The following is a 15,941-nucleotide window of genomic DNA, read 5'->3' as shown; positions in this document are numbered from 1 at the left end:
AATTTTCAATTGACTTTTTTACTGTTCGAATTTTTTCAGAGTTTGTTATACTAAGGCATCTATTTTAGCCCTTAATTGTGCTTCGGGTGCTAGCCCTGTTAATTGATCTACAACTTTAGCATCTTTAATAAAAAATAGCGCTGGAATACTTCTTATTTTAAATTGTGCTGAAAGTTCTCTGTTTTGATCTACATTAATTTTTCTGATTTCTACTTTACCTTCGTATTCGTCAGATAATTTTTCAACTACGGGTAATAATGTTTGACAAGGACCACACCAGTCTGCATAAAAATCCAATACTACAGGTTTGTCTTGGTTCATTACTTCTGAAAAATCTTTATTGTTTTCTATTACTTTCATAATTATTTAAGTGATAAGGTTTTGCAATTTCCGACATTAAATTTCCATTAAAATGGTTTTTTCATTTAAGTCATTTAAAATCAGAACTAATTTTTTTATTTTGATGTTTTAATTTCTTTTACTATTTCATCAGTTGTAAATACATGACTTGCAATCATTTTGAAGTTTACAACTGCTGCTTCATACGCATTCATATTCGGTAAAATTGCACCTGCAGTTGCATCGGAAACTACAGCCACTTTAAAACCTGACTCTATCAAATCGCGCATGTGCGATTCAGTGCATAAGTTTGCCGACATACCTGCCAAAATTACATTATCGTAACCATGTTTGCGCAATTGTAACGCCAAGTCATTAGACTCGGGTCCGTATACTTTATGCGCATTTGTAACAATTACATTATCGGCTTCAATGTATTTTTTGTATTGATCTAACCAATCAGCTCCTGAATTTTCAAAACCATCTGTTTTTAATGTGTGAGACCTATCAAACATATTTATTTTATGCATCAACGCCTCTAATGCTCCTTCAATTTTCCAATTATGGTCGTGTTTATAGTAATAATGTGGAGATACCATTACAGTCATCCCTTTTTGTTTTGCTATTTTAAAAAGCGACTCCAAATTGGCAACTGTATTATTTTTTGTTACACTCTCCCCAACTACTCCCCACGCTACGCCCTGTGGACTTAAAAAATCATTTTGTGGATCGGTAATGACTATTGCAGTGCGCGAATCAACTGTAAAACCAGGATCGGGTAATTGTGCAAAAACGTTCGCACTAGTCACAATGGCTATTAAACCTGTTATTATTCTTTTCATCACTAAATTATTTAAATTAAACTTTGATTTGTTTTATAATATAGTGGTCGCTTAAGGTAACGTAAGCTTAATATTGGCTATTCCTTTTGTGTTAACGATTTTTCCCGAAGCTTATCTTCTTTAAATTCCGAAGGAGAAACACCTTCATACTTTTTAAAAAACCTACTAAATGATTGAATATCATCAAATCCAATTTCAAAAGCAATTTCTTTAATATGCAGAGCAGAATAACAGAGTAGTCTTTTGGCTTCTAACATTTTTCTTTCTTGTATGTATTGCAAAGGCGTTTTTGAACCCATTTTCAAAAATAAATTAGAAAGTGTTTTAGGAGATTTGAAAAGTAATTCAGCGTATTCTTTTACAGTATGTTTTGATCTAAAGTGTTTTTCAACTAAAAAATTAAATTCCCTAACGATATCGGAGTTTTCTATTACATCTGAATAATTTGCTTGCGTTTTATACACACGGGCACATAATATCAAGTAACGCTTTAACATCATTTGCAGCATCTCAATTTGTAAACTATCGTCAGATTTCATTTCTATAGAAAACATATTCCATAAAATTTCAAACTTTTCTAATTCACTAGGGGGTATATTAATAATTGGTAATTGCGAAGCGCCAAAAAACAATATCCCTTTGCACCCTACCTCAGTATCATGGTCTAGTACGCAATAAAAAGGCCTATTAAAACGTAACAACCTTATTTTATCTATTTTTACGGCGGAAACTCTGTGAAATTCAGTTAAAAAAACAATTTGATTTTTGTTAAAAATATGTTGTTTCCCGTCAACAATCAATTCATTTGTATCCTCAATAAACCAAAGTACAGTTAAACTACTTTCAACTTTTTCTTTTAACACATAGCAAGTATCTGAATTGATAGTTTCCAATTGTAAATATTCTTGCATGTTCCCTAGAAATTTCATTCTGTTGCTTTAAATTTTTGCAAATAGTTGCTACTCAGCAAATATGCTATTTATTAATGATATCAATATAAAGTTAGCTAATTTATAGTAAATTCTGATTACAAATAAGCATCGCCTTAACATAATTGACAGATCAACAAAAAACCTATAAATCGCATAAAATTTTCAATGTTAATATTATATCAATTTTTTACAACAATTGTTTTGTTTATCTTTTTAACCTTATATTTAAACAAAAATAACGGTATGACTGTGCTACAAAATTGTTTAGTAAGGCTATCTCAAGTAAAGGAAATTAACGCTAATATGATAGCTCACTATAATAAGCTATCACAAAATAATGAATTAAAAGAGCTTGCACCTTCATTATTATTTTTAAAGAATCAAAAAAAACGGTTTTTGAACGCTGCTATTTACGAAGTTGATCGTTTAAAAAATGAACATCCCAACACCGCCATTTTGGCAACAAATGATTTTAAATTCAACTTTGTAGTTCCTATAATAAATTCAAAAAATATTGACGCCTATTTATTACGACTGATTGCGACGGAACAGGATTTTATTGGATTTTATTTAAAGATTATTAGTGAATTAAATCCAGAAGGCGCGGTATATCACAGGTTAGTTAATCATATCGATGAAATGAGATCCAGCTTAACGATGTTAGAGCGCAATGTGACTCACCAACAACAGCTTTTAATTGCATAGGTTTTTTTGAAAATAATTTTTAACAGCTTCAAATTAACTTTTTTAAAAAAATTATCGAACTAAATTTTCAATGATACATACATTTCATTCTGCAAAAACAATTTATGCTACTGGAGGTTAACACTTTCGGGTAATAAATATTTTTTAACTGTAGTTTTAAAAAAATCTATTTCAATTGGTTTAGAAATAACTTCAGCACAACCTGCATTTAAGGCGGCTTCAATATCCTTATCGGAAGAATAGGCAGTATGTGCTAATATTGTAAGTTCAGGACGCATTTTCTTGATAATACGTGTTGCTTCGTAACCGTCCATTACAGGCATTCGAATATCCATAATAACTAGATCAATGTTGGGATTTCTTTGAGCAAAATCTACCGCCTCTTTACCATTGACAGCATGCAAAACCGTAAAATTAAATGGTATAAACTTTTTAAGAATTGAGTTTACCAATAAAAAATTAATTTTAACATCTTCGGCAACCAACACCGTATAATTTAAAGTGTTACTATCAGCTTCAAACCAAATATCTACTTGTGCTTGTGACGAAACGGCTTGATAGGGCAATTTTACCGTAAAAGTTGGCCCTATATTTTCTTTAGATTCAAAACTAATTTTTCCTCCTAAAACCAAAGTGTTTTCTTTTGCTATTGAAAGCCCCAAACCTAAGCCACTAAACGTTCTGGAAATATCGTTTTCGAGCTGCAAAAAACTGTCAAATATGAGTTCTTTTTGATCGCTTTTAATACCAATTCCAGTATCTGCGATAGTGACAATAATATATTGAGGGTCTTTTTCATAAGTAATAGACACTTCCCCTTGAGCAGTAAATTTTATTGCATTATCAGTAAGTTTATTCACTATAATAATCAAACGTTGTTTATCTACTTTTACTAAGTCTTCTTTTAGATTAGCTTGTTTATAAAAACTTAGTTTAATTTTTTTATCATCTGCTTTGGGTTTAAAATAATAGACTATTTTTTTAAAAATATCAATCAAATTAACTTCCTCCGCATGAGTAGTTACTTCTTTAGTTTGAAGGCTTGAAATTTCCAAAACATCGTCAACTATATAAATCAACTGTTTCCCACTGTGGATCACTTTTTCCATATGATTTTGCTGATCTGCCGATAAATTACCTTCTTTTTTTATTAATTCGGAAAATCCTAAAATACTATTTAATGGCGTTCTTATTTCGTGGGAAATATTATGAATAAAACTTGTTTTAAGTAAACTACTTTGCCCTGCAGCCTCTTTTGCTAATTGCAACGCGTGCGTACGTTCTTTAATTTTGTATTTTAAATATCTATTTAAAAACATATTGACAAACAACATGATGAACATGATTGTCAAAATAAATAACCAAAAACTAAATTTTAAATAAAATGGTTTTACCTTTTTTAGCAACCAACGGTCAAAAAGTTCGTTTTGCTCGCTAAAACTGATGCTTTCGGTTGCCTTTTCGATAATGTTATTCAACATTTCATTATCCTTCCGAACACCTAGGCCAGGAGAATAATAATACGGAGTTTCGGTAATAATGACCAAGTCTTTAAAGTTTTTTGCTTGTATAAAGTAATTAATAGCCGCTTTTGCTCCTACATAAGCATCGTATTTACCGGCGCTAAGTGCCCTAAGGCATTCCACTTCATTTTCTTCAATTTCTATTTTAATGCCAGGGAATTCTTCTTCAAGCGTTTCTCTAATGGCATAACCTTTAGGAGTTACAATTGTTTTATTGGTTAAATCTGCTATAGTATAAATATCTGAATCTTCCTTAGTAACAATGACGTGCTGTGATTCAAATAACTGCGCATAAAAATTGAGGTAAGGAGCTCTTTCTTTAGTTTCTTGGATTTCTAAAATCATATCAATCCTACCAACTTTGATATCTTCAATTACATTATTCCAGTACGTATATTTATGCTTTTTAAATTTATAATCGATTTTTTTCTCGATAAGCTCTAAATAATCAATAAATAGGCCTTCCACCTCTCCAAAATCATTTAAAAATTGATATGGTGGATAATATCCAAAAACTGAAGTAGTAATACCAGAATGCTCTTTTAGCCATTTTTTTCCTGATCAGTCAATATTGAATCCTTGGCACAAGAATTTAATAATACAAGCAACGTAAGTAACCGAAAGAACTGTTTATACATTAGAGGATATTTATATCCTAATATAATATAATTTTAACATATTTATACTAAATAAGACAACCAACCATCACCTTAAACATGAATTTATTAAATAAGTAATTGATAAAACTTATCGCATTTTTGTATTCCGCTCCTATATTTCTTTCTCAATAAATAAAATCAGTAGTCATTGGTTTAATTGTTATAGTTATGAAACTATTATTTAAAAGCACATCTAAAATTTATATATTTAATATACATGTAGTTACGTTATAAAAATATTAAAACAGAATATTTTTTACAAAAAAAAGCCAAGTTTCATTTTACTGAAGCTTGGCTTTTTAAACTTACTAGTTAAAAACATTTATTGCTTAATAATTTTTTTAATTAGTAGTCTATTTTTAGTTTTTATTTTTATAAAATAGGGACCTCTTTCCAATAATTTAAGATCTACTTTTTCAATTTCCAGTTCATTTGACGTCAAACGACGTACAAGTTTACCATTCATATCATAAATAATTACCTGCTCTAAATCATCTTCAAGTTCAAAATGCACACTACCCGTAGTTGGATTAGGATATATAATTATATTTTGGTCACTATTATTTGTTAAAAAATCATTAGTTGACAATGTGTTTTCAACAATATTAAAAAAGTACAGTTCCTTCTGAATATTTTCTTTGTAATCCTTACCTACTGGTCGAATACTTAACACTATTTTATACCTATCACCAATTGCTGGCAATTCGGTAAGATTTAAAGTTAAGTCTACAAAGCCATCCTCGGATGCCCGCACTGTTTGCGTTACTGAAGTTACCTCCTGATCCGATGGATTTTTTAAAATTAAATTAATATCTCTTTCCTCATTTGCAGTGTATTTAAAAGTAAAACTATACGTTGTTTGTTGAGTCAATTCATCAGCTTGTTCTTTAAATGAAATAGTATCATCAACTGTAGGTTCAGCTGGTGCTACTGGTGTTGTTGGCGGAGGTGTAGTTCCGTTACAAGATTCACCAGGCAAATTATAACATCCGTTACCAGATGGACCTAAATCTTTATCCCAATCTATCCCTGTTTTAAATGGAGCAACACCAAATTCATAGGCTCCTGCATCAGGGCTAGCGCCTTGAAACCCATCCGTAAATCCATCAATCACCCTTCCGTGATCAACCGCATCAGCTCCTGCCTTTAATTGGTAGTTATTATTTTCCCAGTCCACAAAGGAAGACCTATCTACCAAATTATTTTGTTTATCAGACTGCGGCTCCCATGTGCCTTCACTTTCTTGATTTCCACCTTGATCACTGGAAAACTTATCTGTAATATTATTCCAAACTTTTACATTACTGAACATGGTACCCGCTTTATGCCAAGCTCCCATTGTTGCTGAACCTTTAGCAAAGGTATTATTAAAGATATTTAGGTTAATACCATCCCAATTAATCTGGATATTAGTCCATTTCGTATTCCAAACAATATTGTGATGAACATCCCAGTTTTTGGAATCATTATCTAAATAGATACCTGCTCCTTTGAATCTGCCTTTTCTTGACTGTGAATCATGAAAGGTATTATGGTGTATTGATGATTTTTGGTTTCTTACATTTGTAGTATATAAAAGCCCGCCATCATCGGCTACAAAATTATTAAAACTAATATCATTATAGGCGTACTCACCCCCATCAACATAAGCTTGAATTACATCTTTTCCTGCTCTTGTCAATGTATTATTACGGTACTTACCTCTTTTGGCACCACGTGTGTTTAATACACAATCATAATTCCCAAGGTAATTAAAATCATGCACGTATGAATTTAATAGTTGGTTATCATCACCCCTGTCATAAACTCCATTTCCACCACCCCAAGCAATTTCGCACTTTTCAACAACATTACGTTTTCCGTTCATTAAAACACTTTGTCTTCCTGAATCAAATCCTCTAATAACTCCTAAGGTATGATTTCCATAAAAGCTGGAAACTTGATACAGCTTATTATCATTCCCGCTAATGTCAATAGATCCACCAAATACTGCTAAATTTTCAACGTGGATGAAATTTTTATTTAAACGAATTGCTTGCGTTCTTCTTCTAAAACGCACACTGTTTTGTGCAGGTGCACCTCCACCTTCAATTTGTACAAATAAGGTATTATTGCTTTTGTCAAAAAACCATTCGTTTTGATAATCTAAAGCTTCTTTAATTCCCTGAAGAAAAAATTCACCTTTTTTTATTCCATGCCCTGTATAACCAGGGTTATGCCTTAAACGGATCCAGTTTTGACCTCTTTCTAACTTAAATTCAATTTTGTTTGACGATGATTTAGTAACAAAATCAGTCCAAGCAAGGAATCCTGCACCTCCATAAAAATGTAACGAACCTCCATTTTCCCATTTACCTGCATGCGGAATGCTTTTAGCATGACCGTTACTTTGACTTCCATCGTAATTCATCCATGTATTTCCTCCTCCATCTTTACCTCGGTTACATGCTGGTAAATAATCTCTTTCAAATACATTTTGTGGGACGTTGTTAGGCCACCTGGCCAAATCCATCAACTTGTCGTTGTGTAATGCCATATTATCCTGACCCAAATCCCAGTCCACGGTAGCTTTATAAATATTTCCTTGATCCTTCGTCCAATTATTTACCGCCTGCATAGCAGTAATAATTACTTTGTCACCCGGCTTTCCTCTAAAAACTATTGGATTACCTGCCGTCCCTGATCTGGCAGGGCTCAGCAATTCTTCGTAAGTTCCTTCAGAAATTATAACAACATCACCCGCAACTGCAATATTGGCAGCTTTAGTAATGGTTTTATAAGGTTGTGCTTCGGTACCCGGATTATTATCATTTCCCGATTTTGAAACATAAATATCTTTTGCTACTACGGCTTGTAAACAGCAAAGTAGTCCAAATGCTGTTAATTTAATTTTGTGCATATTAATAGAGGTATACGTTTATTCTATGGCATAACACCAACAAAAAAAATTATTGTGCCTCACTAAATCGAAACCTACTAAATACCCACTAAAACACCTTACTCACCCAAATACAGCTAGTTGAATAAATCAATTAAATAGCTAAAAAAGCATCAAATTAGCCTTAAGCAGTTATCTAATATTTTTTTGTATGAAAATTCTTAAAATACTCATTTTTTCTACGTTTTTTAAAAGATACCAATAACAAACAAATACAGCTTCCCCCATGGTAAATTACTTTAAATCTAATCATGCACAATTCGGATATATTACATAGTTAAAGTTTAAAATCAGAATTGATATAATAATTCAGTATACATAAAAAACCTTCATACAATTTTTGATTGTATGAAGGTTTTGGCACTTGTTCCTAAGATTGAATCATCTTTTAAAATAAAGCTCTATTATTTAATATTTTTAAAAGAGTCAGTATTAAACCATCGCTTTTAGTTCATTAAAAGATTTTTTGAACAGCGCTTCTACAAAGTCTGCAACATGCGTTACGTCAAAGTCAATAATGAAATGATGGTCTTCACCTAATAAAGAAATATCCAGTTCAGCATCAAAAAGGTTCCCTTTTTTAATTTCACTCAAACTTGCAGAAAACTTAAAGCTCCTAATATCAATAAGATTCCCCGCATGCGTAGCTATAAGTGCGCCTAATTTTAATACTCCTTGAGCTCCAAATTTGGCTGCTTCTAAAACGGCTTTTGCAGTTTCAAAGGCAATCGCCTCAGTTCCATTTTCAATAGCCCTTAATGCTTCTTTAGCTACTTGCAATGCAATGTATGCTGCTGACTGACCAATATTATCAATAGCCGCCCTAGCAATTGCTATTGCTTTTTCTCCTGTAATTCTTACTAAGCTTAATGCTTTTTCGGCACCTTGCCAAACGGTATATTCACTTCCAAAACGAACCGCTTCCAGTGCTCTTCTAGCTCCATCAAAAGCTATAAAATTGGTGCCTGTTTTTGCTACATGCAACACTGCTTGTGCTGCTTCAAAAGCCGTATATTCTACGCCAAATTTAATTCCTTCCAAAACAATATTGGCAGCTTCCAATACTCCTTTTGCAGTTCCTAAAGCAGTATACAAACCTGCTAAAGGCTTTTCGTACCGTTTTAGCTTTTTTATTCTCTTTTTTACGTTGCTTATTTTACGGTTTAAAACGTTTACCTTTTTACTAGCATTTTTAACCGCATTTTGAGCACCACTTATACCGTTTTTGTATTTCTTTTCAGCATCGTCTACCTTTTTTTGCGCTTTTTTTAACACCCTGCTTATATATTTTTTCTGTTTTATCCAACTGTTTTTGAGCAGCTTTAACCCCTGAATTATATACTTTTTCAGCCTGGTCTAATGCTTCTTTCGCTTCAGTAAATACGTTATCATAAGCCCCCTTCGCTTTTTCAACAGCCTTTTCTGCTTTAGCAAATTCTTTACGGTAATCTGCCTGTACTTTATTTAAATCTTCAGTCAGTTTTTCCAAATGCTTATCCGCATTTTTCTGTGCTTTAGTCAACGCTTTTTGTGCAGGTTCAAATTTTGCTTCAAATGCCTTTTGTGCATCGTCTACCTTAGCTTGTGCAGCTTCAATTTCTTCTTCGGTAACTTTAAGAGCAACGTTTATTTTAGCTGCCACTTCATTTTTTAGGTAGGCAGTAATGTCATTCTGCATTTCTCCCGAAAGGTGAAAATCTAGCGATTTTGAGTCACTTAATACCCCTACACTAGCTCCTTTATTTTAGTCTTTCCCGAAATTTCAAATTTTGCAGGTTTTTGAATTGTTTTATTAAAAATTTGAAAATCAAGATCTGTATTTTTTACCTCAATGGGGCCTGCCTTAAAATTACCTAAATCGCTATCAAAAACAACACCCTGATCTGAAATATGAGCTATTGCTTGCATGGTATGATCATGAGCTGTTACTGCTGTCATTAATGATAATCCTGATACCACTTCAATATCCCCAATCATCATATCATGTGAAGCAAAAGCATCAGCCCTGTTCCTGATATTTCATTAAAAAGGTTAGCAAGGTCATTTAGCCCAAAACTAGTGGCACTGGCAACAATACTCATATTATCAGGGGTTAATATACCGTTAAAGTTAAGGGCGGTTTCACCTATAATGAATTCAGAAGAAAGATTCAACGAATTTACCGCACCTACTTGCCCTTGAACAGTTACGCTATCCAACGTAAGTTTATCTATACCAAATGCACCATTTAAATTTTTAGCATTTGCAGTAATCATAAGTGCATTATTCTTTTCCGTGAGTTTAAACCTCATGTAACCTTCATCATTATCTGTAAGAAGATTCACATCAAAAACTCCTGTAAGTCTAGGTACAATTGACCAACCCCCTTCATTTTTTGAAATATCCAATTCTAATGACGTTTCAACCAGTGTTACTCCTTTAAAAATTTCTTTATGAAACGCAACTACAGACGTAAAAATAGCGTTCGTTGGTTTTACCTTTTCGGAAAGTGATGCACCTCCGCTATTTATGGTAGCTGCCACTACTATTGAAGACTCACTACCTAAATAGTCCTCAAAAATAGCCAATGCACCATCCATGCGTAAGCTTCCTAAAAAAAGCAGGCTATTTACTCCATTTACCGACGATTTTGATATGCTAACATCATCAAAAATGAAATCATCTATATTACTACTATTAAAATCGTCAAATAAATCTGATAATTTAAAATTGTTTAAAAGATCAGTTACAGGCTCCTGATTACTGTTTGACACCCCCAAGTCAGCGGATATCGGCTCTAACTCCAATGTGTGAATTTCCATGGTTACTATATTTAAATTAAAAATTTGTTTTAATTTCTTTTCAGAAAAAATCCGTGAACAAGCTATCCGTGAATACCAAAAATATCCTTGTAGCTTTACCTTCAATTCAACTACCTAATCGGGGGAGATTAATGTAATCCTGAATTTTTTCTGTTTTTTATGATGGGAAGAAACTGATATAGCTATTGTTGAGCATGATGAAAAACTAAACAAACTAAAGCACAACAAATAGCTGACAATCAGTTTTTAAAACAAGTCAAAATTAGTCATACATGATAGTTGAATTATATCATGAAACCGCCTAATCCAGAGATATTTCCAACATTAATTTTGTGAAGAATACAAAAGCTACAACTTTTCCGACAAAAATTATTGCATTTAAGCTACGAAGTTTGAATATGATGTGAAGTTGGCTTGAACACCTTACCAGTTCTGAATTTTTATTATACCATCTTTAGTATACTACTCGAAACATTGAAAGATTTTACGCTAGGTTCAACAAAAAAGCAAACGAGCACTATATTATAATGAAATAATTAACCTACTGGAATACAATTCTAAAAAAACCAGTAGTTGTGTGATTCTGAACTAAAACTTCTTTTTTAGCCAGTTAAGCAGGCTAAATTTACGTTCATTAAATTGCATAGTCAATGCTTTGTCGTTGGTTACAGTATCATTACTTTCATCAATATATTGAATAGTATCATTGATGTTCATGAATTGCCTTGCCGCTCCAAGTGTTTCAATAAAGCCAGAACGTGTTAAAATATCGCGGACAGGGCCAATCATTCCACTAAATAATACTTCAATATTCTTTTCGGTCAACTCTCGGTATAAATCTTCCAATGTATGTAAACCCGAACTGTCAATAGCATGAATATTTGTTGCGTGTAGTATAATGTATTTTGGTGTGACACTGCGCTTTTCCATCAATCGGTAAATAGATTCTTTAAAGTAATCCGCGTTTCCGAAATACAACTGATCATCAAAACGAATAATTAAATAATTGGGATTGCTGATTCCATTAGGAAAACGGTTCAAATTTCTGTAATAGTTCGTCTCAGGAATTTTAACCAACTCTGCTATGTGAGGTTTAGCACTTCGGTATTGTAAAAAAATAAATGACAGCAAAACACCAACTAAAATACCTACTTCAATAGAATATCCTAAAGTTACAATAAATGTGACTAGCATGATTACAAAATCGTCAAAACGCACCTTAAAATAACGTTTTGCTTCTTTTACCTTAATTAAACTAAATACTGAAACCAATATAATAGATGCCAATACAGCTTTAGGCAAGTAAAATAACAAGGGCGTTAAAAAAAGTAACGCCATTAATATAATAAAGGCTGTTATTATTGTTGAAACTTGTGTTTTAGCACCTGCATCTTCATTTATTGCGGACCTACTGTAACTGCCTGAAGCTAAATTCCCTTGAAAAAAAGTACCAATAACTTTTGAAAAACCTAGTGCAATTAATTCCTGATTGGGATTTACGGTGTAGTTCCTGTGCTTCATTTGAAAGGATTTCGCAATACCAATACTCCCGATATATCCAATAACCGTTAAAATAAAAACGGTTGGCATTAATTGCTTTAAAGTTATCCAATCCATTTTTGGCCAATAAAATGACGGCAAACCATCTGGAATTTTTCCTATAATTTCAATACCCTTAGCCGAAAAATTTTGATAATAACTAATAGCCACAAAAAGTACCAACAACACTATTGCTGTCGGAAAGCTTTTTTTTATTTGACGCATTACAATTAGAAAAAACAATGAAATTGCAGAAATCAGAAGTGTTGGAAGGTGCGCGTTTGAATTATTTTTCAGTACATAAATCACTGCTGAAAATGTGGACATTCCACTTGGAATTTGCATTCCTAATACTGCATTTAATTGCGATGCAATGATTATAAACGCTGCCGCAGAAATAAAGCCTGAAATTACTGGTTGCGCAATAACACTGACTAAAAACCCCATGCGTAAGGCTCCCATTAATATTTGAAGTATTCCAACCAACAACCCTGTTAACAACACCAATGCTACAAAATGATTCGTAAAAGGAGCTGCTAAACTGCTTATACCAGTCATTAACAAAATTGATGTTACTGCAACTGGTCCAATACTTAAATGCCTGGAAGTACCTAAAAAAGCATAAATCAAAAGTGGAATTAATGAAGAATACAGTCCATATATAGGTGGTATGCCAGCCAAAAACGCATAAGCTATAGCTTGAGGTATTAAAATAACACCTACGGTAAAACCCGCCACCGCATCATTCTTTGCTAAATCTTTGGAATAGTTTTTTAGCGTTTCCAGCAATGGAATTATGTAAGTGGACTTTTTTATAAATTAAAACGCTATTTAGTTGACCCTCTTTTTACAATACTTGTATTAATGTATTTTGTATCTGGCAAATACCTATCCGCACGTAATTCAAGCTTATCTATTAAAATTTTTGCTGCCGTTTTACCCATACGCTTTGCATGCTGCGAAACAGTTGTTAACCCAGGGTACGAATATTTTGCTAACATTCCATTAGTAAAGCCAATTACTGAAACTTCATCTGGAATTTTTAAGCCTGATTTATTAGCGGCATTTAAGGTGCATACCGCTGCTATTTCATCCGCGCCAATAACGCCGTCAAGTTGGTTGGACTTTAAAAATTTGGCTATTTCCTCATCATAATCAGCATTTTGCCTAAGTTTAAGATAGCTCAATTCCATTCCTTTTTCTTCAAGTGCTTCCTTTACGCCTTGCATACGCTCTTTACCAACACTCAATTTATGAATAGTAGATACCACTCCAATATTTTTACAACCTTGATCCAATAATACATTTACTGCATTTCCTGCTGCTTTATTGTCATCAACAACAACTTTGTCGCAATACACTTCATCAGACACCCTATCAAACATCACAATGGGAATGTCATCCTTTAAAATTTCGTTAAAATGTTCTACCAAACCTTTTGACTGCGTTTCCTGAGCCACTGCTAATATAAAACCGTCGACACCATTGTATGACAGCATGTCTAAATACTCTACCTCTTTTTCATAAGATTCGTTAGTAATTACTGTTATAATCTTGTAATTATTTTTGGAAGCTTCGTTTTCAATACCAAGTAATACTTTGGCAAAAAAGTTATTAATTATATCAGGAATTACAACACCTATATTTCTGGTTTTACTGCTTTTTAAGCTAACTGCCAATGCATTAGGCTTGTAATTATGTTCCTTCGCTAACTTTTTAACGCGGTCAATTGTGGCTTGACTAATTTCAGGATCATTCTTCAAAGATTTTGAAATTGTAGAGATAGACAAACCTAATTCCTGTGCTAACTGTTTTAGCGTAACTTTTTTTCGCATTGCGGGGATCACTTTTGATTTGCAAGTAAAGATACTAAATTGCAAATAGTATGAAAATGCTTTATAACAAAAAAGCACAAAACCTGAGGTTTTGCGCTTTTTTGATGTATGTAGGTACTAGTTTTTTTTACCTTCCGTCGTCTACTAATCTGATGTCTAAAGCATCCACAAATACTTCTGCATTACCAGAATTTGGCGTACTTCCATCACCAACAACTCTAACCATTGGTCTTACAAAATCAGTAGGAATTGTAAATGTATTACTCACTTTAATCCATTTATTTCTTTCAACTTCACCTATCCCCAATCCAGCAGATTGATCGAAATCATTGATTAGAAAAAAGTCTACACTCGAACCGGGCTCCGCGCTAACAACATAAACCCAAAATGAAACTTCATAGTCTAAAGAATTTTCCAACATTAGACCTTCTCCGTCTAATAAAGTAGCACCTAAACCTCTTGGAGCTGAATTCGTATTGAATCGAAAACTATTAGCTCCAATTAAACTCAAATCAGAAGAAAACATTAATTCCTCAGTAGGAGGTGGAGGGGAAAAACCAAAAGCAGGATCTGAAGCTGCCCATCTTGCGCTATCTTCGAAGCTTACAAGACTTATATTTCCTAAAATATTTTCAGCAGTTTGGGCTACAACAGAATTTTCAAAATTACTTAATAATGCATTTGATTCACCTTTTAAATCTTCAGATGTAAAAGAGAGCGTGACATTATCCATCAAAATAGCTGGAATATCAGAAGATAAAGACAATATCATTTCTTTTGAATTATCATCATTAAGCGCAACGCTTGTTACTGTAATATTATCAATATCATCTCTTAGAACATCATCAACAATTTCGCTTGTATTTATTGATAATTCAAAGTCAGACGCATCTATATCCATAATGTTAGCTATATCGTCAGGATATCCTACTACTATTTCTGAACCACTTGCATTCAACTTAATTGGATCTTTCCCGTCGCCTCTACTAGGCACTAGGCCTGCAATCACGACAATTCTTTTTGTAGTTTCAGCAATGCTTTCTAACGGAAAATTTCTCGTCACTGTCAAGGTGACTAATTCCCCTTCTTCACCCTCAGGCGTTACGTCCGAGTATATTACATCTACAGTTTGATTAGGGTTGTTCGTGATTGCAAAAGTAGTTATGTCTGTTAAATTCCCTTCAGAATCTACTACTCTACCACTTCCAAAGTCCCAAGAAAAAACTGTTTGATTTTCTCCATTCAAGTCTGCCGTAGACAAACCTAATTCTTCAATAGTACCTGGTCTAAATGTAATAGGAGCATTTACAGTTGCCTGTGAAAATGAATTTATTACTGCTTTTACACTATCCCTAACCTGAATTGAAGTTGAAGATATTTCAACACTCCCGTCTGCTAATGTTTCAGTCAAAGTAACTAAAAAACCTCTTGACTCTGTGTTTAGGTTTGGCATATTTTGTCTACTAAAAGACAATGACAGTAACTCCAATGTTTCTACTAAAATAATTCCTTCTGTTTCAGAATTAACAGATTCAACTCCACCATTTAAAATTACCGCATCTGGTAACATCCATAGTCTTTTTACAACACCTTCGGACCTAGTTGAGGATAATTCAACATTATTTCCAATTAACGTAGTAAAAGTTGGCGCCAATCCTGAGTCATCCTGAGAATCCCCCTTTTGTTCATCAACCAATTTTACAACAATACTTGAGATTTGCTCTTTAGGAGTTGTATCTCTATCTAGAGGAGCCTCTTCACAGCTTGTAATAAGCATAAAAATAATGCTTAAAAAACCTATCAAATAATTTATATTTTTTTTCATATT

Annotated in this window: 13 protein-coding genes; 1 reads left to right on the top strand and 12 read right to left on the bottom strand. The window is 33.1% G+C overall.

Annotated features, from left to right (window positions below; genetic code table 11):
- Positions 1-45: 45 nt before the first annotated feature.
- The 3 genes from trxA to GMC_RS0113485 all read right to left on the bottom strand — a co-directional run bounded on the left by trxA (position 46) and on the right by GMC_RS0113485 (position 2,110).
- Complete coding sequence (trxA, locus tag GMC_RS0113495; RefSeq protein WP_010522646.1) at positions 46-360, bottom strand: thioredoxin; 315 nt, start codon at positions 358-360, stop codon at positions 46-48.
- A 95-nt stretch (positions 361-455) separates the two neighbouring features.
- On the bottom strand, positions 456-1,181 hold the full coding sequence (locus GMC_RS0113490; protein WP_010522645.1) for an isochorismatase family protein: 726 nt from the start codon (positions 1,179-1,181) through the stop codon (positions 456-458).
- A 77-nt stretch (positions 1,182-1,258) separates the two neighbouring features.
- Positions 1,259-2,110: a helix-turn-helix transcriptional regulator gene (locus GMC_RS0113485; RefSeq protein WP_010522644.1), complete on the bottom strand. Its 852-nt coding sequence runs from the start codon at positions 2,108-2,110 to the stop codon at positions 1,259-1,261.
- 168 nt (positions 2,111-2,278) lie between these two features.
- Here GMC_RS0113485 and GMC_RS0113480 point away from each other — a divergent pair, with 168 nt between their 5' ends.
- Positions 2,279-2,818, top strand: coding sequence for a hypothetical protein (locus GMC_RS0113480; RefSeq protein ID WP_238528010.1), 540 nt, complete (start codon positions 2,279-2,281; stop codon positions 2,816-2,818).
- A 107-nt stretch (positions 2,819-2,925) separates the two neighbouring features.
- Here the strand turns inward: GMC_RS0113480 and GMC_RS0113475 are convergent, their stop codons facing one another.
- The 9 genes from GMC_RS0113475 to GMC_RS0113435 form a co-directional block, all read right to left on the bottom strand.
- The gene (locus GMC_RS0113475) at positions 2,926-4,869 is read right to left on the bottom strand and encodes a hybrid sensor histidine kinase/response regulator (RefSeq protein ID WP_094766303.1); all 1,944 of its coding nucleotides are present in this window, start codon (positions 4,867-4,869) and stop codon (positions 2,926-2,928) included.
- A 453-nt stretch (positions 4,870-5,322) separates the two neighbouring features.
- Positions 5,323-7,899 (bottom strand): T9SS type A sorting domain-containing protein, encoded by a 2,577-nt coding sequence (locus tag GMC_RS0113470; protein WP_010522641.1) that lies wholly within the window; start codon positions 7,897-7,899, stop codon positions 5,323-5,325.
- A gap of 471 nt (positions 7,900-8,370) precedes the next feature.
- Positions 8,371-9,213, bottom strand: coding sequence for a hypothetical protein (locus GMC_RS0113465; RefSeq protein WP_010522640.1), 843 nt, complete (start codon positions 9,211-9,213; stop codon positions 8,371-8,373).
- On the bottom strand, positions 9,176-9,616 hold the full coding sequence (locus GMC_RS0113460; RefSeq protein WP_010522639.1) for a hypothetical protein: 441 nt from the start codon (positions 9,614-9,616) through the stop codon (positions 9,176-9,178). Before GMC_RS0113460 ends, GMC_RS0113465 begins: the two co-directional genes overlap by 38 nt.
- Positions 9,617-9,663: 47 nt before the next feature.
- Positions 9,664-9,918, bottom strand: a complete 255-nt coding sequence (locus tag GMC_RS0113455) for a hypothetical protein (protein WP_138940638.1) — start codon at positions 9,916-9,918, stop codon at positions 9,664-9,666.
- Complete coding sequence (locus GMC_RS0113450) at positions 9,915-10,739, bottom strand: hypothetical protein (protein ID WP_010522637.1); 825 nt, start codon at positions 10,737-10,739, stop codon at positions 9,915-9,917. The genes GMC_RS0113455 and GMC_RS0113450 overlap by 4 nt, the downstream gene beginning before the upstream one ends.
- Before the next feature lie 588 nt (positions 10,740-11,327).
- A complete protein-coding gene (locus tag GMC_RS19975; protein WP_010522636.1) occupies positions 11,328-13,067 on the bottom strand; it encodes a SulP family inorganic anion transporter in 1,740 nt (579 codons plus the stop codon).
- A gap of 38 nt (positions 13,068-13,105) precedes the next feature.
- Positions 13,106-14,113, bottom strand: a complete 1,008-nt coding sequence (locus GMC_RS0113440) for a LacI family DNA-binding transcriptional regulator (RefSeq protein WP_010522635.1) — start codon at positions 14,111-14,113, stop codon at positions 13,106-13,108.
- A 127-nt stretch (positions 14,114-14,240) separates the two neighbouring features.
- Complete coding sequence (locus GMC_RS0113435; protein ID WP_010522634.1) at positions 14,241-15,938, bottom strand: carbohydrate binding domain-containing protein; 1,698 nt, start codon at positions 15,936-15,938, stop codon at positions 14,241-14,243.
- Positions 15,939-15,941: the final 3 nt, after the last annotated feature.

The sequence above is a fragment of the Aquimarina agarivorans genome, from assembly GCF_000218485.1.
In the GTDB taxonomy this organism is placed as follows: domain Bacteria; phylum Bacteroidota; class Bacteroidia; order Flavobacteriales; family Flavobacteriaceae; genus Aquimarina; species Aquimarina agarivorans.
Note: the sequence above shows the minus strand (reverse complement) of the source record. Positions and strands in the feature narration are given on the sequence as shown.

Excerpts from the sequence above, each read along its gene's own strand:
- trxA (WP_010522646.1), bottom strand. The coding sequence starts at position 360 with ATGAAAGTAATAGAAAACAATAAAGATTTTTCAGAAGTAATGAACCAA.
- GMC_RS0113490 (WP_010522645.1), bottom strand. The coding sequence starts at position 1,181 with ATGAAAAGAATAATAACAGGTTTAATAGCCATTGTGACTAGTGCGAAC.
- GMC_RS0113485 (WP_010522644.1), bottom strand. The coding sequence starts at position 2,110 with ATGAAATTTCTAGGGAACATGCAAGAATATTTACAATTGGAAACTATC.
- GMC_RS0113480 (WP_238528010.1), top strand. The coding sequence starts at position 2,279 with ATGTTAATATTATATCAATTTTTTACAACAATTGTTTTGTTTATCTTT.
- GMC_RS0113470 (WP_010522641.1), bottom strand. The coding sequence starts at position 7,899 with ATGCACAAAATTAAATTAACAGCATTTGGACTACTTTGCTGTTTACAA.
- GMC_RS0113460 (WP_010522639.1), bottom strand. The coding sequence starts at position 9,616 with ATGCAGAATGACATTACTGCCTACCTAAAAAATGAAGTGGCAGCTAAA.
- GMC_RS0113455 (WP_138940638.1), bottom strand. The coding sequence starts at position 9,918 with ATGATGATTGGGGATATTGAAGTGGTATCAGGATTATCATTAATGACA.
- GMC_RS0113450 (WP_010522637.1), bottom strand. The coding sequence starts at position 10,739 with ATGGAAATTCACACATTGGAGTTAGAGCCGATATCCGCTGACTTGGGG.
- GMC_RS0113440 (WP_010522635.1), bottom strand. The coding sequence starts at position 14,113 with ATGCGAAAAAAAGTTACGCTAAAACAGTTAGCACAGGAATTAGGTTTG.
- GMC_RS0113435 (WP_010522634.1), bottom strand. The coding sequence starts at position 15,938 with ATGAAAAAAAATATAAATTATTTGATAGGTTTTTTAAGCATTATTTTT.